The organism is Mesorhizobium sp. AA22, from assembly GCF_001672375.2.
In the GTDB taxonomy this organism is placed as follows: Bacteria; Pseudomonadota; Alphaproteobacteria; order Rhizobiales; family Rhizobiaceae; genus Mesorhizobium; species Mesorhizobium wenxiniae.
Genome location: NZ_CP048406.1, coordinates 5,226,336 through 5,250,786 on the forward strand (window position 1 = coordinate 5,226,336; position 24,451 = coordinate 5,250,786).

Below are 24,451 nucleotides of genomic sequence, written 5' to 3' on the forward strand. Positions count from 1 at the left end.
GAGAGATCAGCCGGCTCGTCCGAGAAAGCAGCTTAGCGGCGGCAGTGACAGAGCGCCGTTCTGGAAGGCCCCACCAACCCCAAGTTCGATCGTCTCTGCGACATCGACATCCTGCGGCAACCGCCAATTGGCTGGCTCATCGGCGAAATTAAAGACGCAAAGCAGCTTTTCGCCGCCGCCTTCGCGAATGAAGGCAAGGACATCGCCCTCGGCATCGAGGAACCGGATCGAGCCCCGAACCAGCGCCGCATGCTGCTTGCGCAACGCCAGCATCGCCCGGTAGCTGGCTAGAACCGACTTTTTCTCGGCGTTCTGGACATCGACCGCGCGGGCGCGATGGCTTTCCGGGATCGGGAGCCACGGCTCGCCTGTTGAAAACCCGGCATTGTCGGCGCCTTTCTCCCAGACCATCGGCGTGCGGCATCCATCCCTGCCCTTGAATCCCGGCCAGAAGCGGATGCCGTAAGGATCGCGCAGATCCTCGAACGCCAATTCCGCCTCCTCCAGCCCGAGCTCCTCGCCCTGATAGAGGCAGATCGATCCACGCAGGCATGACAGCAGCGCGATCGAGAACTTCGCCGTCCTTTCCAGATCGCCGCCGGGCCTCGTCCAGCGTGTCACATGGCGAACGACATCGTGGTTGGAAAACGCCCAGCAGACCCAACGGTCCAAGACCGTACTCTCGAAAGCCTCGACACATCCGCGTACATGTGCTGCCGAGAATTGCGGACCGAGCAGGTCGAACGTGTAGCACATGTCGAGCTTGTCGCCGCCGCTGGTGTAGGCGGCGAGCGTCTGCAACGAACGGGTTTCGTCGCCGACCTCACCGACAGCGGCGCGGCCCTCATATTGGTCGAGCAGCGCCCGAAAACGCTTGAGGAATGCGAGGTTTTCGGGCTGCGTTTTGTCAAACAGATGCTCCTGATAGAGGTAGGGATTGGTTTCGGTGTTCGTGCCGGCGACGCTCGACGCCAGGGGCGGGTTGCTGCGCAGCCAGCGGTCATGGACATAGTAGTTGACCGTATCGAGCCGAAAGCCGTCGACGCCGCGCTCCAGCCAAAACCGCACCGTTTCCAGCAAGGCGTCCTGAACCTCCGGATTGTGGAAATTGAGGTCCGGCTGCGAGGCGAGGAAATTGTGCATGTAGTACTGTCTGCGGGTCGCGTCCCACTCCCAGGCGGGGCCGCCAAAGACCGACAGCCAGTTATTGGGCGCGGTGCCGTCAGGCCTCGGATTGGCCCAGACATACCAGTCCGCCCTAGGGTTATCGCGGCTCGCGCGGCTTTCGACGAACCATTCGTGCCGGTCGGACGAATGCGACAGGACCTGGTCGATAATGACTTTCAGGCCGAGACGGTGCGCCTCGGCGACCACCGCCTCGAAATCCTCTGATATGCCGAACATCGGGTCGACGGCTGTATAGTCGGATACGTCGTAGCCCATATCGGCCATCGGTGACTTGAAGAAGGGCGACAGCCAGACGGCGTCGACGCCAAGCGATGCGACATGAGCCAGCCTTGAGACAATGCCGCGCAGATCGCCACTGCCGTCCCCTGTCGTGTCCTGGAAGGAGCGCGGGTAGATCTGGTAGATGACGCAGCCGCGCCACCACTCGGCGTTGTCACTTGCCACCGCCGTTCTCCTTTATCTGAGCCTGCGCGGCTTTGTGTTCAATCATAAAACTCACCGTTCGCCCCGGCACCGGCCGTGAAATTCCGGCTGCGCCGTCCGGTGTTTCGATGGCTGGCTCCCATCGAAATCCGTCGCGCTCCGGCAGCGTGAACATACACGCCCGGCGATCGCCATTGATGACCACGGCAAGGCGGCAATCATCGCCGCCGAGCATCATGATCAGGCGGTACCGCCCGAAATCGTGCCAGCCTGCCTCATCGAGCGGCATGCCGGTTTCAGTCAGCCAGACGACGTCCGGTATTTCTGACCCGGGCCGCGGCTCTCCGGTCAGCAAGCGCGTGTCGGAAAGCGCCGGCACGGAACGACGCATCGCGGCGAGCAAAACGGCGCATTGTTCCAACGCCTGGTCACGCCCGGTCCAGTCGAGCCAGGTGATCTCGTTGTCCTGCGCATAGGCATTGTTGTTGCCCTTCTGGGTGCGGCCGAATTCGTCGCCGGCGGTCAGCATGACGGTGCCGCGCGAGGCAAACAGTGTCGCGAGCAGCGCACACTGGTCATCGAAACGGGCCGTAACGATCCCCCGGTCGCCGGTCTCACCCTCGACGCCATTGTTCCAAGACAAGTTGTCGTCGTGGCCATCGCAATTCTGCTCGCCATTGGCCTCATTGTGCTTGTGCTCGTAGGCAACAATGTCGGCCAGCGTCATGCCGTCATGCGCGGCGATGAAATTGACGCTGCGGCTTGTCTGGTGGCCTGGCTTGGCAAACACGTCGGACGAGCCGGCAAGCCGGGTCGCCAGCGCGCCGACCATGCCGCTATCGCCGCGCCAGAACCGGCGAATGTCGTCGCGATATTTGTCGTTCCATTCGAGGAAGGGCGGAGGAAAATTGCCAAGCTGATAACCGTCCGTGCCGATATCCCAAGGCTCGGCGATCAGCACCCTGTCACTAAGGACCGGGTCGTTCCGAATACCCATAAGCAACGGTGCCGCCGCGTCGAATACGCCATCGACCCGACCCAAAATGGGCGCCAGATCGAAGCGGAAACCGTCGACGCCAGCATGGCGGACAAAGTGACGAAGTGTGTCGAGGATCATTTCCCGGACGATCGGATGATCACAGGCGACCGTGTGGCCGGTGCCGGTGTCGTTAGCCAAGCTGCCGTCCGGCCAATGTCGGAAGCAGGCGCGGCTGTCGAGGCCGCGCAGCGACAGCGTCGGCCCAAGCCTGTCGCTTTCGCCGGTGTGGTTGAAGACGAGGTCGAGGATGACGCCGATGCCGGCCTTACGCAGCGTGGCGACGGCCTGCCGCAATTCCGCGAGACCGCCGGGCGCCAGGCGCGGATCGAGCGCCATGAAGGTCACGGGGTTGTAGCCCCAGGCATTACGCAGCCCGAGCGGCGGCAGATGCCGCTCATCGATCGATGCCGTCACCGGCATCAGTTCGACCGCCCCGACCCCGAGTTTTTTCAGGTGCTCGACGATGGCCGGATGGGCAAGAGCTGCAATCGTTCCGCGCTGGGGCTTCGGGATGTCCGGATGCAGCATTGTGAAGGCGCGCACCGGCACTTCGTAGATCAGGCCACCGGGCTGGAATAGCGGCGGCAAGGCAGGCACCGGTTGCGGCAGGGTGGCGGCAATCGCTTTCGGCAGCAGCGGCGCGGTATCGGTGCCCTCGCCCCGTCGTGCGGCGAGCCTGATGTCATAAACATAAGGCCTGTCGATCTCGACGGCATATGGGTCGACCAGCAGCTTGTCGGGATCGAACCAGAGCCCTTTCTCGGGCGCATAGTCGCCATCGGCGCGAAACCCGTATCGGGTGCCGGCAGCGAGGCCGGCAACGAAAAGCGCGTGAACGCCCTCGCCTTCCGGCTGGAGTTCGAGCCGGTCGATCTCCCTCTCCCCCTGCTCGTCGAAGATCGAGACCCAGAGCCGGCTGGCCGCAGACGACCAAGCGGCAAAGCGAATGCCTTTGCGGGTGACGGTCGCGCCGAGCGAGGTCACGTGCACTCACAGCAACAGATCATAGACAGATTGAGGCGTTGGCAGGTTGGCTCCCCCTTCTTCCCTTGTGGGAGAAGGTGTCGCCAAAGGCGACGGATGAGGGGTGCTCCAGCTAGGCACCGACAGCACTCCGTCCAACACCCCTCATCCAACTCGGCGCTACGCGCCAATCCACCTTCTCCCACAAGGGGAGAAGGAAAGGCGCGCCGCGCCAGCTTCACGTAATCACGCTCGGCTTGGCGCGGCCGGTATGGCTACGAATTCCGGCGACATCATCGGCTGCCGCAATCAAATCGGCAAGCGCCTCCTGCGTGTCGAGATCATGCCTGGACTTGTCCGGCTCGTAGCGCTCGATATAGACGCGCAGCGTCGCGCCCGAGGTGCCGGTGCCGGAAAGACGGAAGACGACGCGCGATCCGCCTTCGAACAGCACCCTGATGCCCTGGTTCTTGGCTATCGAGCCGTCGACCGGGTCGTGGTAGGCGAAATCATCGGCGCTGGCGATCTTCATGCCACGCACGCTGGTGCCGGGCAGTGATGCGAGTTTCGCCCGCAATTCGTCGACCAGCGCGTTGGCGCGGTCGGTCTCGACCTCCTCATAGTCGTGGCGCGAGTAGTAATTGCGGCCATAGGCGGCCCAGTGCTCAGTGACGATCTGCTTGGCGCTTTCGCCGCGGGCAGCAAGGATATTGAGCCACAAAAGTACGGCCCACAGCCCGTCCTTTTCGCGGACATGGTTGGAGCCGGTTCCCGCACTTTCCTCGCCGCAGATCGTTGCCATGTCGGCATCGAGCAGGTTGCCGAAGAATTTCCAGCCGGTCGGCGTTTCGTAGATGCCGATGCCGAGCTTTTCGGCGACGCGATCGGCCGCGCCGCTGGTCGGCATCGAGCGCGCGATGCCTTTCAGCCCGGCCTTGTAGCCTGGGGCCAGATGGGCGTTGGCGGCGAGCATGGCCACCGAATCCGACGGGGTGACGAAAATGCCCTTGCCGATGATCAGATTACGATCGCCGTCGCCGTCGGAAGCAGCGCCGAAATCCGGCGCATCCGGTCCCATCATCTCGTCATAGAGGTGTTTGGCATGGACCAGGTTGGGATCGGGATGGTGGCCGCCGAAATCCGGCAGGGGAATGAAGTTGCGGGCGGTCCCCTTCGGTGCGCCGAGCCGGTTCTCCAGGATATCCTTGGCGTAGGGGCCGGTCACGGCATGCATAGCGTCGAAACGCATGCGGAAACCCGATTTGAACAGTGCGCGCAAGGCATCAAAATCGAACAGGCCTTCCATCAGCTCGGCATAGTCGGCGACAGGGTCGATCACCTCGACCGTCATGCCGCCCGCCTCGACCGTGCCGATCGTGTCGAGATCGACCGTGCCGATGTCGGCGATTTTGAAACTGGAGATCACCTTGGTTTTGGCGAAGATCGCGTCGGTCACCTTTTCCGGCGCCGGCCCGCCATTGCCGGCATTGTATTTGATGCCGAAATCCTCCTGCGGGCCGCCCGGATTGTGGCTGGCCGACAGTATGATGCCGCCGAAGGTCTTGTATTTGCGAATGATGTTGGAAGCGGCGGGCGTCGACAGGATGCCCCCCTGTCCGACCATCACCTTGCCGAAGCCGTTTGCCGCCGCCATGGCGATGGCCTTCTGGATCACTTCGCGGTTGTAGAAGCGGCCGTCGCCGCCAATCACCAGGGTCTTGCCCTCGAACCCGTCCAACGCATCGAAGATCGACTGGATGAAGTTCTCGGCATAGTGCTCCTGCTGGAACACCGGTACTTTCTTGCGCAGCCCGGAAGTGCCGGGCTTCTGGTCGGAGTAGGGTTTGGTGGCGACGGTGCGTATCATGCGTCAGACAGCCCTTTTCGAAAGCAGCAAGCGATAGAGTTCGAGGTATTTTTCTGCGCTTTTATCCCACGACACATCGGCCTTCATGCCTTGCCGCTGCATCGACGCCCAGATCGTGGGGCTGGCATGCGCTTCCACCAACCGGCGGATGGCGTGCAGCAAGGCGCCAGCATTGGCGGGCGCGAACTGGAAGCCGGTCGCCACACCTGCCGAAACGGCCGCTTCATTGGCGTCGATGACCGTGTCGGCAAGGCCGCCGGTGCGGGCGACGACCGGCACGCAGCCGTAGCGCAGGCCGTAAAGCTGCGTCAGCCCGCAAGGCTCGAAACGCGACGGGATGACGATGGCGTCACAGCCGCCCTGCATGGTGTGGGACAGCCCCTCGTCGTAACCGACAACGACGCCGACGCGACCGCGATGGCGGGCGACGGCGGCCAACAGCGCGCCTTCAAGGCCGGCGTCGCCGGACCCCAGGATCGCCAAGCGTGCGCCCCTCGCAATGATCCCGTCGATCACCGTCGCCAGTATGTCCATGCCCTTCTGCCAGGTGAGCCGGCTGATGACGCAGACGATCGGACTGTCGTCGCGGTCGAGGTTGAAACGATCTTCGACCGCGGACCGGTTGGGATGCCGCGCCTTCAATGTCTTGGCCGTGTAGTTGGAGACCAGATGCTTGTCGGTTTCAGGGTTCCATATCTCGGTATCGATGCCATTGACGATGCCATAGAGATCGACGGATCGCATGTTGACGAGCCCATCGAGCCCCATGCCGAATTCCGGCGAGCGGATCTCCTGCGCATAGGTCGGGCTGACTGTGGTGATTGACCAGGCGGCCTGCAGGCCGGCCTTGAGAAACCCGACGCCGCCATAATATTCGACGCCGTCGAGCGCCATGGCCGCCGCCGGCAAGCCAAGCTCGCCAAAAATGCCGGCGCCGAACTGACCCTGGAAAGCGAGGTTATGGACGGTGATCATCGACGGCGTGCCGACTGCCTTGCCGTAGCGCATATAGGCCAGCGTCATCGCCGATTGCCAGTCATGGGCATGGACGATGTCCGGCTGGTAGCCCGAGATGGCGCCGCCGGCGATGTCGCCGCCAACCTGGCTCAAGGCCGCGAAACGCCGCCAATTGTCCGGCCAGTCGGCGCCGGTGGCATTGCCATAGGGACCGCCGGGGCGATCGAACAGATGCGGCGCGTCGAGCACGAACAGGTCGAGCCCGGCAATCTGGACGGCATGGACCGACGCCTTGCCGCCCTGCAGCAGCGGATATTGGTGAACGGGTTTTTTCTTCTTGAAGGTGTCCATCACCTGAGGATAGCCGGGAACAAGCGTGCGCATCGTCACGCCCTTGCCGGCGAGCGCGACGGGCAACGCGCCGGTCACGTCGGCAAGCCCGCCAGTCTTGATCAGAGGGAATATTTCGGGCGTGACCGACAGAACCTGCATTCATTGCAATCCCAGTTTGTCGATCATCGCCTGCGTGACGAGGCAGATGCCCTTTTCGGAAACGCGGAAGCGCTTGGCATCGAGAACGGGATCCTCGCCGACCACCAGCCCCTCCGGTATCCTCACGCCATGGTCGATCACCACGCGCTTCAATCTTGCGTTCCGGCCGACCTGGCAGTCTGGCAGCATGACGACTTCCTCGAGCGTCGAATAGGAGTTGATGCGCGCGCCGGTGAAGATCAGGCTTCGCTTCAGCGAAGCACCAGAGACGATGCAATCACCTGAGACGAGCGACGACACAGCCGAGCCGCGGCGGCCATCCTCGTCATGCACGAACTTTGCCGGCGGCTTCAGCTCCGCATAGGTCCAGATCGGCCAGTCGCGGTCGTAGAGGTCGAGCTCCGGCGTGATGTCGGTGAGGTCGATATTGGCTTCCCAATAGGCGTCGACCGTCCCAACATCCCGCCAGTAGGCTTCGTTCTCGGCCGTCGAGCGCACGCAGGATTTGGCGAAGCGATGGGCGATCGCCTTCCCGTGCTCGACGACATAGGGGATGATGTCCTTGCCAAAGTCGCGGCTTGAGCCCGGCTCGGCCGCGTCGCGGCGCAGTTGCTCCATCAGGAACTTGGTCTTGAACACGTAGATGCCCATTGAAGCCAGGGCAAAATCCGGTTTGTCTGGAATGCCGGGCGGATCGGCCGGTTTCTCGATGAAGGAGATGATGGTGTCCTTGGCATCGACATGCATGACGCCGAAGCCGGTCGCCTCCATGCGTGGCACTTCGAGGCAGCCGACGGTGACGTCGGCGCCAGCGTCGACATGCTGGCGAAGCATCAGCTCGTAGTCCATCTTGTAGACGTGGTCGCCGGCCAGGATGACCATGTATTCGGGCCCGTAGGCCTCGATGATGTCGATGTTCTGGTAGACGGCGTCGGCCGTACCCTCATACCATTGCGTTTCCGACACGCGCTGGCTGGCCGGCAGGATATCGAAGCTTTCGTTGCGCTCGGGCCGCAGGAAGTTCCAGCCGCGCTGCAGGTGGCGGATCAGCGAGTGTGCCTTGTACTGAGTGGCGACGCCGAGGCGGCGAATACCGGAATTGAGCGCATTGGAGAGCGCAAAATCGATGATGCGCGTCTTGCCGCCGAAATAGACTGCGGGCTTGGCGCGCCGGTCGGTCAATTCCTTGAGGCGGCTGCCACGGCCGCCGGCCAGAACATAGGCCATGGCATCGCGCGCCAGCGGCTGGGTCCGTTTTATCTCTGCCATTTTTATCCTCCCAAGTTACGCGAGACATCGCTTAGTCCGGAGCAAATTCGAGCATGATCGTCGACAGTGGCGGCAACAGGATCGTCGCCGAGATGCCTCCTCCTTCCGCCCGAGCCTCGACGGCACCGCCATTGCCCTTGCCGGAACCGCCATAGTCGCTGGCGTCCGTGTTGATGATCTCGCGCCATCTTCCAGCCGTCGGCAACGGCACGCGATATTCGTCACGGGGCACCGGTGTAAAATTGGAGATGACGGCGACCGGGTTTCCGCCCGGCGCGCTGCGCAGCCAGGCAAAGACAGAATTCGCGCTATCGTCGACGATCAGCCAGGAAAAGCCTTCCGGCTCGCAATCGCGAGCATGCAACGCCGGGCGTGAGCGGTAGAGATAGTTGAGATCGCGCACCGTCTGCCAGACGCCGCGATGGGCCTGGAAATCGAGCAAATTCCAGTCGAGCGCGCGCGCCTCGCTCCACTCGCGGCGCTGGGCGAATTCCTGCCCCATGAACAACAGCTTTTTGCCGGGGTAGCCCCACATGAAGGCGTAGTATGCGCGCAGCGTCGCGAATTTCTGCCAGTCGTCGCCGGCCATCTTGCCGAGCAGCGTCCCCTTGCCGTGCACGACCTCGTCATGGGAGAGCGGCAGCACGAAATTCTCGCTGAAGGCATAGACGAGGCCGAAGGTGATGTCGCTGTGATGATGCTTGCGAAAAATTGGCTCCTTGGAGAAATACTCCAGCGTGTCGTGCATGAATCCCATGTTCCACTTGAAGCCAAAACCCAGCCCGCCCTCATGCACCGGCTGCGAAACTCTTGGCCATGAGGTCGATTCCTCGGCAATCGTCATCACGCCAGGATGATGGCCGTAGACCTCCTTGTTCATCCTCTGGAGGAAGCTGACCGCCTCAAGGTTCTCGCGCCCACCCTTTTCGTTGGGAATCCATTCGCCGGCCTTGCGCGAATAATCGAGGTAGAGCATCGAGGCGACGGCATCGACCCGCAAACCATCGACGTGGTACTTCTCAGCCCAAAACAGCGCATTGTTGACGAGGAACGAGACGACCTCGCGCCGACCGAAATTGTAGATCGCGGTGTTCCAGTCGGGATGGAAGCCCTTGCGCGGGTCGGCATGCTCATACAGCGCGGTGCCGTCGAAATTGGCCAGGCCATGCGCGTCCACCGGAAAATGTGCCGGCACCCAGTCGAGGATGACGCCGAGGCCGGCGCGGTGGGCGCCGTCGACGAACCGGGCAAAACCGTCCGGATCGCCGAAGCGGGCCGACGGCGCGTAGAGGCCGGTCGTCTGGTAACCCCAGGACGGATCATAGGGATGTTCGGAGATCGGCATGAATTCGATGTGGGTGAAACCCGTGTCTACGACGTAGGGGATCAGCCGGCCGGCAAGTTCGTCCCATGACAGGAAGCTGCCGTCGTCGTGAAGCTGCCAGGAGCCGGCATGGACCTCATAGATCGACACCGCCTCGCGCCTGGGATCGGCGTTGCGCCAGAAATTGCGGTGCGCCTCGTCACCCCATTGATGCGCCGGCGGAAGCGCCGTCACCGAAGCGGTGGCCGGGCGCAGTTCGGACTTGAAAGCGAACGGATCGGCCTTCAGCGGCAGCCTCACGCCATCGGGCCCGATGATCTCGTATTTGTAGGGCCGGCCGGCGCCGATGTCGGGAATGAACAACTCCCAGATGCCGGTGTCGCGGCGGACGCGCATCGTATGCCGGCGGCCATCCCATTCATTGAAATCGCCGACCACCGAGACGCGCCTTGCATTGGGCGCCCAGACGGCGAAATGCACGCCGGATGCACCCTCGTGATCGATGAGATGCGCACCAAGCTTGTCGAACAGCCTGAGGTGCGAACCTTCGGCGATATAGTAGTCGTCCAGCGGACCGAGCACCGGACCGAACGAATAGGGATCGGTCAGCCACCAGTCACCACCGGCATTGCGCGCGTGATAGCGCAGCGGCTGACGCTTTCTGAGCGACAGGCTGCCCTCGAAGAAGCCGCCTTCGTCGCGCCTGGAGAGTTCGCCGGCTTTCTTGCCGGTCAGCGTATAGGCAGTGACGAACTCGGCATGAGGGACGAAGCAGCGGGCGACAAAGCTGTTGTCAACCTCGTGCACACCGAGGACAGCGAAAGGGTCACTATGCGTGCCGGCGACAATTGCCGCGACATCACCGGCTGAAGCCAGTCCATCCGGCCCGCTTGTCGCAGCGGTCGCGCGTGGCTTCCTCATCAGGCAGTGACCCTCCCCGGCACCCGGACCACGTTGTTCGTGGCCTCATGCAATCATATCAGACCGGCACGTTCCAGATTTCTTTCGCATATTGGCGGATCGTACGGTCGGACGAGAACCAGCCGACGCGGGCAACATTGCGGATTGCCTTGGCGTACCAATCCGGGCTGTTGCGCCAGACGGCGTCAACTTCGCGCTGGGTGGCGGCGTAGGCATCGAAATCGGCGGCGACCATGAACCAGTCGCTCTGATAGAGGCCGTTCATCAGGTCGCGATAGCGTTCCGGATCGTCAGGCGAAAAGACGCCCGACGAAACGGCAGCCACAGCCTGCGCCAGTTCGGAAGAGGCTCCGATCACCGATCGCGGATCGTAGCCGTTGCTGCGCCGCTCGGCGACCTCTTCGGTGGTCAGGCCGAAAATGAAGATGTTGTCGTCGCCGACGCATTCCTTGATCTCGACATTGGCGCCGTCAAGCGTGCCGATGGTCAGCGCACCGTTCAGCGCGAACTTCATGTTGCCGGTGCCGGAGGCTTCCATGCCGGCGGTCGATATCTGCTCTGAGAGATCGGCGGCCGGCATCATGATCTCGGCCAGGCTGACATTGTAGTTCGGCACGAACACAACTTTGAGCAAGCCGCGAACGGCCGGGTCGCGGTTGATGACCTTGGCGACGTCGTTGGCGAGTTTGATGATCAACTTGGCGTTGTGATAGCTGGGCGCTGCCTTGCCGCCAAAGAACTTGACGCGTGGCATCCAGTTGCGCTCCGGATGGGAGCGGATCTGGTCGTAGAGGGCGACTGTTTCGAGGATATTCAGGAGCTGGCGCTTGTATTCGTGGATGCGCTTGATCTGGATGTCGAACAGCGCCGAGGGATCGACCTTGATGCCGAGGCGGTCGGCGACGAGATTCGCAAGCTTGGCCTTGTTCGCCCGCTTGACCGCCGCGAACTTGTCGCGGAAGGCGGCGTCGTCGGCAAAACCATCGAGCTCCTTGATTGCGTCTATATCGTCGAGGAAGCGGTCGCCGATCGCCTCGCGGGTGAGCGCGGTGAGACCGGGATTGCACTGGATCAGCCAGCGCCGCGGCGTGATGCCGTTGGTCTTGTTGTTGATGCGGTCGGGGTAGAGCCTATGGAGCTCGGCAAACACCGTTTCCTTCATCAGCTCGGTGTGAAGGGCAGAGACGCCGTTGATCGAGTGCGAGCCGACAAAAGCCAGATTGCCCATGCGCACCCGGCGCTCGCCATTCTCCTGTATCAGCGAGATCTGGCTGATCTGCTCGTCAGAAAACTGGTCGGAGGCGCGCGCCTCCAGCAGCACTTCGGCGTTGATGGCGTAGACGATCTGCATATGGCGCGGCAACAGCCGCTCGAACAGCGGCACCGGCCAGCTTTCGAGCGCTTCGGGAAGCAGCGTGTGGTTGGTGTAGGCGAAAGTGCGCTTGGTGATACTCCAGGCCTGATCGAAATCCATGCCGTGGACGTCCATCAACAGGCGCATCAGCTCGGCCACCGCGATGGCCGGATGGGTGTCGTTCAGATGGATCGCCGCCTTGTCGGGCAGCGACTGCAGGTCGCCATACTGGCTGAGATGACGCTGGATAATGTCCTGCAACGATGCGGTGGAAAAGAAATACTCTTGCCTAAGCCGCAGCTCCTGACCGGCCTTGTGGGAATCAGCAGGGTAAAGGACGCGCGACAAGGCATCGGCCTTGTTGCTTTCGGCGAGCGCACCGATGTGGTCGCCGGCGTTGAACTTGTCGAGCAGGATCGGATCGATCGGCATGCCGGACCAGAGCCGCAGCGTGTTGACGCGGTTGGCCCGCCAGCCAACCACCGGCGTATCATAGGCAACCGCCAGAACATGTTCGGTCGGCTTCCAGACGTGGCGCTCAAGCCTGCCGTCCTTCGATGTGATCGATTCGACCGAGCCGCCGAAACCGACCTCAAAAGAACGTTCGCGCCGCTCGAACTCCCAAGGGTTGCCGTGATCGAGCCAGGTCTCGGGCAGCTCAACCTGCCAGCCGCCATGGATTTCCTGCCGAAACATGCCATTGGCGTAGCGAATGCCATAGCCATGCGCGGGAATGTCGACGGTTGCCATGCTTTCCATGAAGCAGGCGGCGAGCCGGCCAAGACCGCCATTGCCAAGCGCTGCATCTGGCTCGAGGGCCGCGATGAGGTCGAGGTCGACGCCGAGAGACCGCAGCGCTTCGCGCATATTATCCATCAGGCCAAGATTGGAGAAGGCGTCGCGCATCAGGCGGCCGATGAGGAATTCCAGTGACAAGTAATAGACGCGCTTTTCCTGATGGGCGTAGGCCTCTTGCGTCGCCTGCATCCAATGATCGACGATATGGTCGCGCACGACCTTGATCGAGGCGGTGAGCCAGTCGTATTGAGTCGCGACGCTGGTACCCTTGCCGAGCCTGTATTTGAGGGCTTTCAAGACTTCATCGGCAAGCGCCTTGGGATCGGAGTATTCGAGAATGGGAGCTTTGGATGTCATCGCGCGCGTCATGCTGCCTCTCGTGCGGTTGCCATGATCATACCGGCTTTCACCATTCCTCCCAGCCTATGCTAGCGCATATTGTTGTGCGTTCAATCGAGTTAGATTGCCGCGGGGAAGCTTACCTGCGGCAACCTAGCAACTTAAAGCGCGTCGCGTTTGGCGCCTCTGCGACGCGCCTTAAGTTCTTACTTTTGTGCATGGCGTTGTCCCAAAACCGCTGCGCTCGGTTCGCGCCCGAGGGCATGCTTTTGGGCGACATGCATCAGGCCGCCAGCGCCGCCTCCGGCGGAAGCTTCGCTCCGGTCATGAAGGCGACGGCGTCGGACATCGTATATTGCTTGGGATCGATGACACAGAGGCGACGGCCCAGCCGATGGATGTGAATGCGGTCGGCCACCTCGAAGACATGGGGCATGTTGTGCGAGATCAGCACGATCGGCAGGCCGCGCTTCTTCACGTCGAGGATCAGTTCGAGCACGCGGCGGCTCTCCTTGACGCCTAACGCCGCCGTCGGCTCATCCATGATAACCATCTTCGAGCCGAAGGCGGCGGCGCGCGCCACCGCCACGCCCTGGCGTTGGCCGCCCGACAGCGTTTCCACGGCCTGGCTGATGTTCTGGATGGTCATCAGGCCAAGTTCGGTGAGCTTGTCGCGGGCGCGCTTTTCCATTGCCGGGCGGTCGAGCATGCGCAGCCAGTCGCCCAGAAAACCCGGTTTGCGGATCTCGCGACCGAGGAACATATTGTCGGCGATCGACAGCGCCGGCGACAGCGCCAGGTTCTGGTAGACGGTTTCGATGCCGGCTTCACGGGCCTCGATGGGCGACTTGAAGAGCACCTGCTTGCCGTCCAACTCGATGATCCCCTCGTCCGGAATCACGGCGCCCGAGATCGCCTTGATCAGCGTCGACTTGCCGGCGCCGTTGTCGCCGATCACCGCCAGGATTTCTCCCGGATAGAGATCGAAGTCGCAGCTGTTCAGTGCGGTAACGCGGCCGTAGCGCTTGACGAGGCCACGCGCGGTGAGGATGGGCTCCTGGGTCATGGTTACACCGAAACCTTTCTGATCCACTGGTCGATCGCCACGGCGCCGATGATCAGCACACCGGTGAGCAGCACTTTCCATTGCGGATCGGCGCCCAGCATGTTGAGGCCCATCGAGACGACGCCGACGATCATCGCACCGAACAATGTGCCTAGAATCGAGCCGCGTCCGCCGAAGAGGGAAATACCGCCGATCACCGTGGCGGTGATCGCCTGCAAATTATAGTCGGTGACGGCGGCAGACGGCGAGATCGAACCGTTGCGACCGATGGAGACCCAGGCGGCGAAAGCGGCGATCAGCCCGGCAAGCGTGTAGACCGATATCAGCACCTTCTTGGTCTGGATGCCCGACAGCTTGGCCGCCTCCGGGTCGTCGCCGACGGCGTAGACATGGCGGCCCCATGCCGTGTGATTGAGCACGTACCAGAGGATCAACACCAGCACGACCATGGCAATGACACCGAACGTCAGCACCGCCGTGCCGATCTTGAAGTTCAGGCCAAACAAATGCAGCAGCGGCGCCTGGACATCGACGTCGGCATCGCGGATCGTCTCATTGGCCGAATAGATGAAGTTGGTGGCCATGACGATGTTCCAGGTGCCGAGCGTGACGATGAAGGGCGGCAGCTTCATGTACGCGACCAGCAGCCCGTTGAGCAGCCCGCAGGCCGCGCCGGCGCCAAGCCCGATCACCACGGCAAGCAAGGTCGGCAGACCATAGGTGACCGCGCAATTGCCCATGATCACGGCCGAAATCACCATGATCACGCCGATTGACAGGTCGATGCCGGCTGTAAGGATGACCAGCGTCTGCGCGGCTCCTAGAATACCAACGATGGCGATCTGCTGCAGGATCAGCGTCAGCGTGTAGGACGAAAAGAACCGTCCTCCGATCGTGGCGCCGAAGACAGCGATCGACAGAACCAGCACGATCAGCGGAACCGCAGCCGGAGTGGAATGCAGGAAGTGCTGGATGCGCTTGACAATCGACGTGCCGTGCTCGTCAAAAGCAGCGACGCTTGTCTCGCTGTTCGAGAGAGCCTTTTCGAATTCCTGAACCTGAGCCATGTTTCCTCCCATGCGGCTTCAGCCACGCGCCGACGCCCGTCCATCGTTTCCGATCTGCCGCCGGAATTATTCGCGCTTGCGATAGCGCATCGTCCACCCGAAGCGGCCGGGGATCAAGTCCCCGGCCGATCGGTCCTGTTGCCTGTCAGACCGGCATCAGCCCCAGCACTTGGCGAGGCCTTCCTTGGTGTCGATGGATTTCACGCCCTCAGCGGGCTTGTCGGTCACGAGGTTGACGCCGGTGTCGAAGAAATCCTTGCCTTCGGTCGGCTTGGGCTTCGTCCCGTCCTTGGCGAAAGCGGCAATCGCTTCGATGCCGAGTGCCGCCATCTGCAGCGGATATTGCTGTGAGGTCGCACCGATCACGCCCTCGGCGACCGACTTCACGCCGGGGCAGCCGCCATCAACCGACACGATCAGCACATTGCCTTCGAGGCCCACGGCCTTGAGCGCCTGGTAGGCGCCGACGGCTGCCGGCTCGTTGATGGTGTGGATGACGTTGATGCCGGGGTCCTTCTGGAGAAGGTTCTCCATCGCCTTGCGGCCGCCTTCTTCGTTGCCGTTGGTGACATCGTGGCCGACGATACGCGGATCGTCCTCATCGCCGATCTTGTTGGGGTCTTTCACGTCGATGCCGTAGCCCATCATGAAGCCTTGATCGCGCAAGACGTCGACCGTCGGCTGCGACGGCGTAAGGTCGAGGAAGCCGATCTTGGCATCCTTCGCCTTGTCGCCGAGCGTCGCGGCCGCCCAGGCGCCGATCAGCTTGCCGGCCTCCAGATTGTCCGTTGCAAAGGTCGCGTCGGCAGCGTCGAGCGGATCAAGCGGCGTGTCGAGCGCGATCACGAGCAGACCAGCGTCACGCGCCTTCTTCACCGCCGGGACAATGCCCTTGGTGTCCGACGCGGTGATCAGGATGCCCTTGGCGCCGTCGGCGATACAGCTTTCGATCGCCGCCACCTGGCTCTCGCTGTCGCCGTCGATCTTGCCGGCGTAAGCCTTGAGATCGACGCCGAGTTCTTTGGCTTTCGCGGTCGCACCTTCCTTCATCTTGACGAAGAACGGGTTGGTATCGGTCTTGGTGATCAGGCAGGCGCCGACATCGGCGGCGGACGCAGCCGAGGTGAACGCCATCAGACCCAGTCCGGCCGCGGCGAACACGGTGGACTTCAATAGTGCTGTCTTGGTCACGATTTTCCTCCCAGTGGAACCATTTCGGATGCCGGCCAACCGGCACCTGCACAAAGCATCCAGCGACTTCTCCCAGCGTGGACGCCTGCCCCAACAGAATACCAGACCGAGGCCTCTGTCAATAATTAAATCACTCTTATTTATTATTGACAGCGCTGCGTCGTTCACCCATTCTGGCCCAAAAGCGTTGTGGGAAACGACGGGAGGAACAGGGGTGGAGACCGGCACTACAAGGCACGGTTCGCCCGAGGCAGCCGAAAGCCGCATTCACCGCGGCACCAACCAGAGCGGCATGCGGGACCACAATGAGCGGCTGGTGCTGTCGCTGGTGCGTCAGCACGGCAGCCTGGCCAAGTCCGACATTGCGCGCATGACCGGACTTTCCGCCCAGACGGTTTCGGTCATCATGCGTGAGCTCGAGGAGGACAACCTCCTTGTCCGTCAGGCGCCGTTGCGCGGCAAGATCGGCCAACCTTCCATTCCGATGGCGCTCAATCCCGATGGTGCCTATTTCATCGGCTTGAAGATCGGCCGTCGCAGCGCCGAACTCGTGCTGATCGATTTTCTCGGCAACGTGCGCTCGATGCTGCAGCACTCCTACCGCTATCCGGCACCGCGCGAGACGGTCGAATTCGTCACCTCCGGCATGAAGACGATGCGCGGCGAACTCACCCCGGCGCAGGACAAGCGCATTGCCGGACTTGGCATCGCCATGCCGTTCGAATTGTGGAACTGGGCCGATACGGCAGGTGCGCCGCGCGACGTCATGGACGAATGGCGCCACCGAGACATCCGCGCCGACATCCAGGCGCAGTGCGAATTCCCGGTCTACCTGCAGAATGATGCCACCTCGGCTTGCGGCGCCGAACTGGTGTTCGGCCGGGCGGGTGCGGCGCGCGACTTCGTCTATTTCTATATTGGTGCCTTCGCCGGCGGCGGCATCGTGCTGAACGGTCACCTTTTCGGCGGGCCGACCGGCAATGCCGGCGCGCTGGGTTCGATGCCGGTGCCCGGACCGGACGGCAAGCCGGCCCAATTGATCGACGTGGCGTCGATTGCCATGCTGGAAAAGGCGCTTAACGCACGCGGTATCGAGGCCTCGCACCTGTGGACGTCACCGGAGGATTGGGGCGAGATCGGCGTCGAGCTCGACGACTGGATCGCCTGCGCTTCGGAGGCGCTCGCCTATGCCATTGTGGCGGCGTCATCGGTTATCGATTTCGAGGCAGCGGTGATCGACGGATGGATGCCGAAGGCCGTGCGGCGCCGGCTCGTCGATGCCGTTGTTGAAGCTATCGGCAAGATCGATGGTGAAGGCCTGAAGCTTCCGGCCATTCGCGAGGGGACTGTCGGCATTCATGCACGTGCCCTGGGCGGCGCCAGTCTGCCGCTTTCCGAGCGCTTCCTTATCGGCTCGACTATGATTTCCAGGAGTGCCTGAGCGTGCTGATCGGAATCCCGGTGCTGCTCGGTCCGGAGCTTCTGGCGACGCTGCGTGCCATGGGTCATGGCGACGAGATCGCCCTTGTAGACGGAAACTACCCGGCGAAAGAGCAGGCACACCGGCTCATCCGCGCCGACGGTCATCATCTTGTTCCGATGCTCGACGCCGTCCTCAGCGTGTTGCCTGTCGATGACGCAGTGCCGGAGGCGCTGTTTCGCGCGTCGGTCAAAGGTAATCCCCTGCTCGCCGATCCCGTTCATCACGAGATGGAGGCGATCTGCGCCAAGCGTGCTCCGGGCCGCAAGGTGGTTGCGCTTGCCGGCGCCGACTTCTATCAACGGGTTAGGTCCGCGCACGCGATCGTCGCGACAAGCGAGCCGCGGCTCTACGCCAACATCATCATCCGCAAGGGTGTAATCTATCCGCCGGAGACCAGGAAACCATGATCCTCTGTTGCGGCGAAGCCCTGATCGACATGCTGCCACGCACCACGACGGAGGGCGAGCCGGCCTTTGCCCCCTATGTCGGCGGCGCGGTGTTCAATACCGCTATTGCGCTCGGCCGGCTGGGAGCACCCGCCGGTTTCTTTTCCGGCCTGTCGTCGGATCTGTTCGGCGGCCAGTTCAGGGACGCGCTCGGGGCAAGCAAGGTCAGTTCCACCTATGCGCACACATCGCCCCGGCCGACCACGCTTGCTTTCGTGCGGCTGGACAACGGCCAGGCGACCTACACGTTCTACGATGAAAACACAGCCGGACGCATGCTGACCATCGACGATCTGCCGAAACTCGGCAGCGAGATCGAAGCCATGCTGTTCGGCGCCATCAGCCTGATCTCGGAGCCGGCCGGATCAGCCTACGAGGAATTCATGCGGCGCGAGCACAGCCACCGCGCCATGATGCTCGACCCCAACATTCGGCCGAATTTCATACCGGACAAGGCCAAGCATCTCAGGCGCATCCGCTCGATGATGGCGATGGCCGACATCGTGAAGCTGTCGGACGAGGACCTCAACTGGTTCGGCGAAGCCGGCTCGCACGAGGACGTCGTCCGCAACTGGCTGGATCGCGGCCCGACGCTGATTGTCGTAACCCATGGCAGCGAAGGCGCCGTCGGCTACACCAGGGATCGCAAGGTCACGGTCGTGCCTGACAAGGTCGAGGTGGTCGATACTGTCGGCGCCGGCGACACGTTCAACGCCGGCATCCTGGCCTCGCTGCACGAGCAAGGCCTGCTGTCGAAGGAGGCGATCGCCAATCTGGCGGAAGACGCCATCCACAAGGCGCTGGCGCTTGGCGCCAAGGCTGCGGCGGTAACCGTGTCGCGGGCCGGTGCCAATCCGCCCTGGCGGTATGAAATCGCCTGACCGGATCAGATCCTTCGGAAGGTATTGCGCCGATCGATCACTTTATGTTTCGCCTCACCGGATAGGATGCGATGCAAAGGGTTGGACCTGCCCGACGAAGCCCGGATTTCCGGCGTCTTACAAAGACACACCGGCAATCGCGGGTAACAGGCTGCGACTCTTGAGCAATTCGCGGTTTTGCCCAAGCGGCTTTCTCGGCCGCGCCAAGTCTGATACCAGCGGCCCGTTATCTGGCTAGTACCGTTTGAGGCCGACATGCAGTTCATCGATCTAGGCGCGCAGCGCGAACGAATCCGCGACAGGCTGAAAGTAGCGATCGACCGCGTCGTCGACGAGGGGCGCTATATTCTCGGCCCCCAAGTCACCGAATTCGAAAACAAGCTTGGCGCCTATATCGGCACCAAGCATGTGGTGGCCTGCGCCAACGGCACTGACGCACTGCTGCTGCCGCTGTTTGCGGCCGGCATCGGCCCAGGTGACGCGGTGTTCGTGCCGAGCTTCACCTTCGCCGCCACGGCGGAAGTGGTGGCGCTGGCCAAGGCTGTGCCGGTTTTCGTCGATGTCGATCCCCAGACCTACAACATCGACATCGCCAGTCTCGAGGCGGCCATCGCCATGATCAAGGCGGAAGGCCGGCTGAAGCCAAGGGCGATCATTCCCGTCGACCTGTTCGGGCTCGCTGCTGACTACGAGGCGATCATGGCGATCGCCAACCGCGAAGGGCTGATGGTGATCGAAGATGCCGCGCAGGCGATCGGCGGCTCGATCGACGGCAAAATGTGCGGTTCGTTCGGCGCGGTCGGCTCGACCAGCTTCTACCCGGCAAAACCGCTCGGCTGCTATGGCGACGGCGGCGCGATGTTCACCAATGACGATGCGCTGGCGGAGCAACTTCGCTCGTTCGCCTTCCACGGCAAGGGCGAAACCCAATATGACAATGTCCGCGTCGGAATCAATTCGCGGCTCGATACGCTGCAGGCGGCGATCCTGATCGAGAAGCTGGCCATTCTCGAAGACGAGATGGTTGCCAGGCAAGCGGTCGCCAATCGGTATGCCAAAGGCCTCGGCGACATCGTCAAGACGGCGCGCAACCTGGAAGGTGGCCGTTCGGCCTGGGCGCAATATGCCATTGAGACGCCGAAGCGCGACGAGCTGAAGGCGCATCTCGGGGACAAGGGCATCCCGTCGGTCATCTATTACGTGAAGCCCTTGCACACCCAGATCGCCTATCGCGACTATCCGCGCACGCCGACGGGTCTAACCGTTTCGGAGGAGCTGCCGAGACGCATCCTCTGCCTGCCCATGCACCCCTATCTGGGCGAGGCCGACCAGGACCGGATCATCGAGACGATCCGCAACTATATCGGCTCGAATTCGGCGCAAATCGCGGCCGCGTAGACGGTCGTTAGACGGGTCTGGGCTCCGCAGGCTTGCCGCTGGCGATGAAATGCGGATTGGCGAAGTCCTCGTCATCGCTCTGGTTGCGCTTGCCGTAGGCCAGCGGCTGACCATCGAGTGTGCGCGTTATACCGCCTGCCGCGCGCAGCACCGCATCGCCGGCCGCGGTGTCCCATTCCATGGTGCGGCCGAAGCGCGGATAGACGTCGGCCTCGGCACCGGCCACAAGACAGAATTTCAGCGACGAGCCGACCGACACGATCTCGGCAGCACCCACGGTGCGAATATAGGCTTCGGTCTCCGGCGTATTGTGGGACCGGCTGGCGACGACGGTCAGTGGCGCCACACCCGTTCTGGCCGAAATCGGCCGACGGCCGATGATCTGGTAGTCGCCATTGACTTCGATTGCTTCCGCCCTGCCCGGCCGGCCGGAAAAGAAGCGTCCCGTGCATGGCGCAAAGACCACACCGATATCCGGCACGCCGTGGCGAACGAGCGCGATGTTGACGGTGAAGTCGGTCCTGCGGTTGACGAATTCCTTGGTGCCGTCGAGCGGATCCACCAGAAAGAAGGCGTCGTCGAGGTCGGGCGGCACGATGCCGGTCGATGCCTCTTCCTCAGCCACACAAGGGATATCGGGGAAAGCCGCGCGCAGCCCAGCGAGAATGATCTTTTCGCTCTCACGATCGGCCTCGGTCACCGGCGAGCTGTCTGATTTCTGGTCGACCGCGCAGCCGGCATCGAAGACGCGCATCACCTCTCGCCCCGCCGCCAAGGCGATGCGCTCGAAAACGCCGAGCATCGCTTCGTCGTCAGATGCCGCCGCCGCTATCATATTGGTTTTCGGCAATGTCACGCTCGTTCAGCCAGAGTTCCAGGGCCTCTACCATCTCCTCGGCAGACTTGCCGAGTGTCTTGAGATGGATTTCGGGGTTTTCCGGGGCTTCATACGGTGAATCGACGCCGGTGAAATTCTTGATTTCGCCATTCAGCGCCCGCGCATAGAGGCCCTTCGGATCGCGTCTGGCGCATTCCTCAAAGGGTGTGTCGACAAACACCTCGACGAACTCACCGTTGGCCATCAATTCCCTGGCCATGCGCCGCTCGGCGCTGAATGGCGAAATGAAGGAAACAATGACGATCAGCCCGGCATCGGCCATCAGACGCGCCACTTCCGCAACGCGGCGAATGTTTTCGACGCGGTCGGCGTCGGTAAAGCCAAGATCGCGATTGAGGCCGTGGCGGACATTATCGCCATCCAGGATGTAGGTATGGCGGCCGGTGGCGAACAGCTTCTTCTCGAAAAGATTGGCGATGGTCGACTTGCCCGAGCCCGAGAGCCCGGTGAACCAGAACACGGCGGGCCGCTGGTTCTTCAGATCGGCACGGCCGTGCTTGCCGACATCGAGCGATTGCCAGTGGATGTTTTCGGCCCGGCGCAGCGAATGCAGGATCATGCCGGCCCCGACCGTGGCGTTGGTGATGCGGTCGATCAGGATAAAGGCGCCGGTCGTGCGGTTCTCGGCGAAAGTATCGAAGGCGATCGGCGCCCGCGTCGAGATGTTGCAAATTCCGACTTCGTTCATTTCGAGCGACTTGGCCGCCTCATGGGCAAAGTCGTTGACGTTGACGCGGTACTTCAGGTCGGTGAGGGTGGCACTGGTCTGATCGGTCTCGGTCCGCAGGATGTAGGAGCGGCCCGGCAGCAGCGCATGCTCATCGAACCAGACGATGTTGGCGGCGAACTGGTCGGCGACCTGCGGTCGCGCCGCCGGCGACACCAGCATATTGCCGCGCGAGACCTCGACCTCGTCGTCGAGAACAAGAGTGATAGCCTGGCCGGCGACCGCTTGGCTCAGGTCGCCGCCATGCGAGACGATGCGCCTTACATGAGCGGACTTGCCGGATTTGGCGACAACGACCTCGTCGCCTGTTGAGACGGAACCGGACGCAATCGTGCCGGCAAAACCGCGAAAATCGAGATTGGGGCGGTTCACATACTGCACTGGAAAACGGAACGGCAGTTCGACAACGGCTTTATCGACCGACACGGTTTCCAGATGTTCGATCAGCGTCGGGCCGGAATACCATTCTGTCTTGTCCGAGCGGCTGGAGACGTTGTCGCCATAACGGGCAGACATCGGGATGGGCACGATCGTCTCGAAGCCGAGCTGATGCGAAAATTGCCGGTAGTCTTCGATGATGCGTTCGAACACGGCCTTGTCGAACCCGACGAGATCGATCTTGTTGACGGCGAGCACGATGTGCCGGATGCCGAGCAGCGAAGCGATGATCGAGTGGCGCCTTGTCTGACGCAGCACACCCTGGCGAGCGTCGATCAGCACGATGGCCAGATCAGCGGTCGACGCGCCCGTTGCCATGTTGCGCGTGTATTGTTCGTGGCCGGGCGTGTCGGCAACGATGAATTTGCGTTTTGGCGTGGCGAAAAAGCGATAGGCGACATCGATGGTGATGCCCTGCTCGCGTTCGGCCTCGAGGCCATCTACCAGCAGCGCGAAATCGACGTCGTCGCCCGTCGTCCCGTGCTTGCGCGAATCACGCTCAAGCGCGGCAAGCTGGTCCTCGAAAATCTGCTTGGTGTCCGAAAGCAGGCGCCCGATCAGCGTCGACTTGCCGTCGTCCACCGAACCGCAGGTCAGGAAGCGCAGCAGCGACTTTCGTTCCTGCACCGCAAGATAGTCACGAATGCCGTCGGTGGAGGCGAGACTCTTGGCCATGATGTGGCGCATGCTCAGAAGTACCCCTCGCGCTTCTTCTTTTCCATCGAACCGGCTTCATCACGGTCGATCAGGCGGCCCTGTCGTTCGGAGGTGCGCGCCGTCAGCATTTCGCCGACAATGGCTTCCAGCGTATCGGCGTCGGATTCGATCGCGCCGGTCAGCGGATAGCAGCCGAGCGTGCGGAACCGCACCAGCCGGTTCTCAACCGTCTCGCCGGGACGCAGTTCCATACGGTCGTCATCCCTCAGAATGAGCATGCCGTCGCGTTCGACGACCGGCCGCTCCTTGGCGAAATATAGCGGCACGATCGGGATGTCTTCCTGGAGAATATACTGCCAGATATCGAGTTCGGTCCAGTTCGACAACGGAAACACCCGGATCGATTCACCGGTCGCGATGCGGGTGTTGAATATCTTCCACATCTCCGGCCGCTGGTTCTTTGGGTCCCAGACGTGCTGGGCGTTGCGGAAGGAGAAAATCCGCTCCTTGGCGCGCGATTTCTCCTCGTCGCGACGCGCCCCGCCGAAGGCTGCATCGAAGCCGTATTTGTCGAGCGCCTGCCGCAGCGCCACGGTCTTCATCACATGGGTGTGCGTATTCGAGCCATGGTCGAAGGGATTGATGTTGTCGCGCACACCATCCTCGTTAACGTGGACAAGGAGATCGAAACCGAGCTTTTGCGCCATCTGATCGCGAAAGGCGATCATCTCGCGGAATTTCCAGGTCGTGTCGACGTGGAGAAAGGGAAAGGGCGGCTTGGCCGGATAAAACGCCTTCATCGCAAGATGCATCAGCACCGAGGAATCCTTGCCGACGGAATAGAGCATGACCGGCTTGGCGAAGGCCGCCGCTACCTCACGAAAGATATGGATGGATTCAGCCTCGAGCCGCTGAAGGTGCGTAAGCGCGATATTCATGGACTGTAAGCGTTCTCTCGTGCCAATCCAGACCTTGCATCGATGCATCAGGCGCAATTTTCAGCGGCCCGGTTCAAGCTTCACTTCTGGACGATCTCATTCTCGTGCAGGCGTTCTAGCAGATCGCCATGGTTTATAACAATGCGGGACAGGCTTGCCCTGGAGTGGTTCGGGAATGAATTTTCCACGCTGGGGCGAGAACCCGGAAATTCCTGCTCAACGGGCTGATGGGCTTGGTGGCCCAAGAAAAATATTCCAGAGGGACCGAGATCAGCCTGTGCGGCGCTGGGACAATCGCAATCCTCTTCTGGACGCAGTCCTGATGAT

17 protein-coding genes are annotated in these 24,451 nt (G+C 62.1%); 4 read left to right on the forward strand and 13 right to left on the reverse strand.

The features are described 5' to 3' along the window. Nucleotides 1–6 precede the first annotated feature (6 nt). From A9K68_RS25020 to A9K68_RS25065, 10 genes are all read right to left on the reverse strand, one after another. A complete protein-coding gene (locus A9K68_RS25020) occupies nucleotides 7–1,632 on the reverse strand; it encodes an alpha-glucosidase family protein (protein ID WP_065006290.1) in 1,626 nt (541 codons plus the stop codon). Next, complete coding sequence (gene glgX, locus A9K68_RS25025) at nucleotides 1,622–3,634, reverse strand: glycogen debranching protein GlgX (RefSeq protein WP_065006289.1); 2,013 nt, start codon at nucleotides 3,632–3,634, stop codon at nucleotides 1,622–1,624. Before glgX ends, A9K68_RS25020 begins: the two co-directional genes overlap by 11 nt. 217 nt (nucleotides 3,635–3,851) lie before the next feature. Beyond that, complete coding sequence (locus A9K68_RS25030) at nucleotides 3,852–5,480, reverse strand: alpha-D-glucose phosphate-specific phosphoglucomutase (protein ID WP_065006288.1); 1,629 nt, start codon at nucleotides 5,478–5,480, stop codon at nucleotides 3,852–3,854. A gap of 3 nt (nucleotides 5,481–5,483) precedes the next feature. Continuing rightward, complete coding sequence (gene glgA / locus A9K68_RS25035; protein ID WP_065006287.1) at nucleotides 5,484–6,929, reverse strand: glycogen synthase GlgA; 1,446 nt, start codon at nucleotides 6,927–6,929, stop codon at nucleotides 5,484–5,486. Beyond that, a complete protein-coding gene (gene glgC, locus A9K68_RS25040; RefSeq protein ID WP_029355800.1) occupies nucleotides 6,930–8,198 on the reverse strand; it encodes a glucose-1-phosphate adenylyltransferase in 1,269 nt (422 codons plus the stop codon). Nucleotides 8,199–8,229: 31 nt separating this feature from the next. After that, a complete protein-coding gene (glgB, locus tag A9K68_RS25045; protein ID WP_065006286.1) occupies nucleotides 8,230–10,443 on the reverse strand; it encodes a 1,4-alpha-glucan branching protein GlgB in 2,214 nt (737 codons plus the stop codon). A 58-nt stretch (nucleotides 10,444–10,501) separates the two neighbouring features. After that, nucleotides 10,502–12,964, reverse strand: a complete 2,463-nt coding sequence (locus A9K68_RS25050; RefSeq protein WP_065006285.1) for a glycogen/starch/alpha-glucan phosphorylase — start codon at nucleotides 12,962–12,964, stop codon at nucleotides 10,502–10,504. A 253-nt stretch (nucleotides 12,965–13,217) separates the two neighbouring features. Continuing rightward, the gene (locus tag A9K68_RS25055) at nucleotides 13,218–14,000 is read right to left on the reverse strand and encodes an ATP-binding cassette domain-containing protein (RefSeq protein ID WP_029355791.1); all 783 of its coding nucleotides are present in this window, start codon (nucleotides 13,998–14,000) and stop codon (nucleotides 13,218–13,220) included. Between the two features lie 2 nt (nucleotides 14,001–14,002). After that, entirely contained in the window at nucleotides 14,003–15,067 is a 1,065-nt protein-coding gene (locus A9K68_RS25060) for an ABC transporter permease (RefSeq protein ID WP_065006284.1), read from the reverse strand. 156 nt (nucleotides 15,068–15,223) lie between these two features. Further along, nucleotides 15,224–16,201 (reverse strand): sugar ABC transporter substrate-binding protein, encoded by a 978-nt coding sequence (locus tag A9K68_RS25065; RefSeq protein WP_240992868.1) that lies wholly within the window; start codon nucleotides 16,199–16,201, stop codon nucleotides 15,224–15,226. A 271-nt stretch (nucleotides 16,202–16,472) separates the two neighbouring features. Here A9K68_RS25065 and A9K68_RS25070 point away from each other — a divergent pair, with 271 nt between their 5' ends. The 4 genes from A9K68_RS25070 (at nucleotide 16,473) to A9K68_RS25085 (ending at nucleotide 20,466) form a co-directional block, all read left to right on the forward strand. After that, the gene (locus A9K68_RS25070; protein ID WP_065006283.1) at nucleotides 16,473–17,699 is read left to right on the forward strand and encodes an ROK family transcriptional regulator; all 1,227 of its coding nucleotides are present in this window, start codon (nucleotides 16,473–16,475) and stop codon (nucleotides 17,697–17,699) included. Between the two features lie 2 nt (nucleotides 17,700–17,701). Next, nucleotides 17,702–18,148, forward strand: coding sequence for an RbsD/FucU domain-containing protein (locus tag A9K68_RS25075; RefSeq protein ID WP_029355783.1), 447 nt, complete (start codon nucleotides 17,702–17,704; stop codon nucleotides 18,146–18,148). Continuing rightward, a complete protein-coding gene (locus A9K68_RS25080; protein WP_065006282.1) occupies nucleotides 18,145–19,068 on the forward strand; it encodes a carbohydrate kinase in 924 nt (307 codons plus the stop codon). The genes A9K68_RS25075 and A9K68_RS25080 overlap by 4 nt, the downstream gene beginning before the upstream one ends. A 255-nt stretch (nucleotides 19,069–19,323) precedes the next feature. Then, a complete protein-coding gene (locus A9K68_RS25085; protein WP_065006281.1) occupies nucleotides 19,324–20,466 on the forward strand; it encodes a DegT/DnrJ/EryC1/StrS aminotransferase family protein in 1,143 nt (380 codons plus the stop codon). A gap of 7 nt (nucleotides 20,467–20,473) precedes the next feature. Here the strand turns inward: A9K68_RS25085 and cysQ are convergent, their stop codons facing one another. The 3 genes from cysQ to cysD are packed head-to-tail and all read right to left on the reverse strand — an operon-like array spanning nucleotide 20,474 to nucleotide 24,124. Further along, nucleotides 20,474–21,268, reverse strand: a complete 795-nt coding sequence (gene cysQ / locus A9K68_RS25090) for a 3'(2'),5'-bisphosphate nucleotidase CysQ (RefSeq protein WP_065006319.1) — start codon at nucleotides 21,266–21,268, stop codon at nucleotides 20,474–20,476. A 10-nt stretch (nucleotides 21,269–21,278) separates the two neighbouring features. Beyond that, nucleotides 21,279–23,216, reverse strand: a complete 1,938-nt coding sequence (cysN, locus tag A9K68_RS25095; protein WP_065006280.1) for a sulfate adenylyltransferase subunit CysN — start codon at nucleotides 23,214–23,216, stop codon at nucleotides 21,279–21,281. 2 nt (nucleotides 23,217–23,218) lie between these two features. Beyond that, nucleotides 23,219–24,124, reverse strand: a complete 906-nt coding sequence (gene cysD / locus A9K68_RS25100; RefSeq protein WP_065006279.1) for a sulfate adenylyltransferase subunit CysD — start codon at nucleotides 24,122–24,124, stop codon at nucleotides 23,219–23,221. Between the last annotated feature and the right edge of the window lie 327 nt (nucleotides 24,125–24,451).

What these genes read in the sequence shown, in the direction of transcription:
- A9K68_RS25030 (WP_065006288.1), bottom strand. Translation starts at nt 5,480, where the DNA reads ATGATACGCACCGTCGCCACCAAACCCTACTCCGACCAGAAGCCCGGC.
- glgA (WP_065006287.1), bottom strand. Translation starts at nt 6,929, where the DNA reads ATGCAGGTTCTGTCGGTCACGCCCGAAATATTCCCTCTGATCAAGACT.
- glgC (WP_029355800.1), bottom strand. Translation starts at nt 8,198, where the DNA reads ATGGCAGAGATAAAACGGACCCAGCCGCTGGCGCGCGATGCCATGGCC.
- glgB (WP_065006286.1), bottom strand. Translation starts at nt 10,443, where the DNA reads ATGAGGAAGCCACGCGCGACCGCTGCGACAAGCGGGCCGGATGGACTG.
- A9K68_RS25050 (WP_065006285.1), bottom strand. Translation starts at nt 12,964, where the DNA reads ATGACGCGCGCGATGACATCCAAAGCTCCCATTCTCGAATACTCCGAT.
- A9K68_RS25055 (WP_029355791.1), bottom strand. Translation starts at nt 14,000, where the DNA reads ATGACCCAGGAGCCCATCCTCACCGCGCGTGGCCTCGTCAAGCGCTAC.
- A9K68_RS25060 (WP_065006284.1), bottom strand. Translation starts at nt 15,067, where the DNA reads ATGGCTCAGGTTCAGGAATTCGAAAAGGCTCTCTCGAACAGCGAGACA.
- A9K68_RS25065 (WP_240992868.1), bottom strand. Translation starts at nt 16,201, where the DNA reads ATGGCGTTCACCTCGGCTGCGTCCGCCGCCGATGTCGGCGCCTGCCTG.
- A9K68_RS25080 (WP_065006282.1), top strand. Translation starts at nt 18,145, where the DNA reads ATGATCCTCTGTTGCGGCGAAGCCCTGATCGACATGCTGCCACGCACC.
- A9K68_RS25085 (WP_065006281.1), top strand. Translation starts at nt 19,324, where the DNA reads ATGCAGTTCATCGATCTAGGCGCGCAGCGCGAACGAATCCGCGACAGG.
- cysQ (WP_065006319.1), bottom strand. Translation starts at nt 21,268, where the DNA reads ATGCTCGGCGTTTTCGAGCGCATCGCCTTGGCGGCGGGGCGAGAGGTG.
- cysN (WP_065006280.1), bottom strand. Translation starts at nt 23,216, where the DNA reads ATGCGCCACATCATGGCCAAGAGTCTCGCCTCCACCGACGGCATTCGT.
- cysD (WP_065006279.1), bottom strand. Translation starts at nt 24,124, where the DNA reads ATGAATATCGCGCTTACGCACCTTCAGCGGCTCGAGGCTGAATCCATC.